The 1,516-nt window shown below is 68.8% G+C and carries 1 protein-coding gene; it reads left to right on the plus strand.

The window, feature by feature from the left end:
• Window positions 1–4: 4 nt before the first annotated feature.
• Window positions 5–1,516, plus strand: a 1,512-nt coding sequence (locus ACESMD_RS09225) for an acyl-CoA dehydrogenase family protein (RefSeq protein WP_372612472.1), incomplete at its 3' end; no start/stop codon positions are given.

Consider the following 1,516-nt stretch of genomic DNA (forward strand, 5'->3'; position numbering starts at 1 on the left):
CCCGATCATGGCCTATGCCGCGCCCGTCGCTGATATCCGTTTCGTGCTGGAGGAGATGCTCGAGAATGGCTCGCTCTCTCTGCCCGGTTTCGAGGCGATCACGCCCGACCTGGTCGAGGCCGTGCTGGGCGAGGCGGCGCGGCTGGCCGATGAGGTCTGGGCGCCGCTCAATGCCACCGGCGATCGCCAGGGGTGTCGCTGCCGGGATGGCCGGGTCAGCCTGCCGGAGGGATTCGTCGAGGCCTACCGCGCCTATGCCGAGGGCGGATGGAACGGGATCGGCGTGGCCGAGTCCCTGGGTGGCCAGGGACTGCCCGAGGTGGTCGCCAGTGCCGTCCAGGAGATGTTCCACGGGGCCAACATGGCGCTGGGCCTGTGTCCCATGCTCACCGCCGGGGCCATCGAGGCGCTCTCACGGCATGGCAGTCCCGAGCAGCAGGCCCGCTTCCTGCCGCCCCTCATCGAGGGCCGCTGGACCGGCACCATGAACCTCACCGAGCCCCAGGCCGGTTCCGACCTCTCCAGGGTGCGCACGCGTGCGGTTCCCTGCCCTGATGAAGAGGGAGACTGCTACCGCCTGTTCGGGCAGAAGATCTACATCACCTGGGGTGAGCATGACGCCACCGAGAACATCCTGCATCTGGTGCTGGCGCGCACCCCGGATGCCCCGGAAGGCAACAGGGGCCTTTCGCTGTTTCTGGTGCCCAAGGTCCTGATGGGCCCCGACGGCACCCTGGGCGAACGCAACGACGTCATCTGTTCCGCCATCGAACACAAGCTGGGTATCCATGGCTCACCCACCTGTACCCTGAACTTCGGCGAAGGGGAGGGTGCCATCGGCTATCGGATCGGAGAAGAGGGCCGCGGCCTCAATCTGATGTTCACCATGATGAACGAGGCCCGCCACAAGGTGGGGGTGGAGGCGATCGGGGTGGCCGAACGGGCCTGCCAGCATGCCGTCGCCTTCGCCCTCGATCGTGAGCAGGGCAGGCGTCCACCAGCCCGTGGCGGTGATGACTGCCCGATCAGCGATCACCTGGACGTGCGGCGCATGCTGCTCTCGATGCGTGCTCGCACCGATGCCCTGCGGGCTCTGGCGCTCTCCTGCGCCGCTCAGCTCGACCAGGCCCGCCATGCCTCCGAGGCGCAGGACCGAGAGGCGGCTCAGGCCCAGGCCGAAGTGCTGATCCCTGTGGTCAAGGCCTTTTCCACCGATCAGGCCGTGGACATCGCCTCCCTGGGGATCCAGGTGCATGGCGGCATGGGCTACATCGAGGAGACCGGTGCCGCCCAGTTGCTGCGCGATGTTCGCATCGCCGCCATCTACGAAGGGACCAATGGCATCCAGGCCCTGGACCTCGCCGGTCGCAAGCTCCAGCGTGACGGTGGTGCGGCCCTGGAGGCGCTGATCGACCGCGTGGACGCCACCGCCCGGGCCCTGGCGGTGGACCCCGGGCTGGCGCCCCTGGGTGAGGCCCTGGCCGGCGGGGCGTTCGACCTGCGTGCCGCCCTGGCC

It is taken from the genome of Halomonas sp., assembly GCF_041689495.1.
GTDB lineage: Bacteria > Pseudomonadota > Gammaproteobacteria > Pseudomonadales > Halomonadaceae > Halomonas.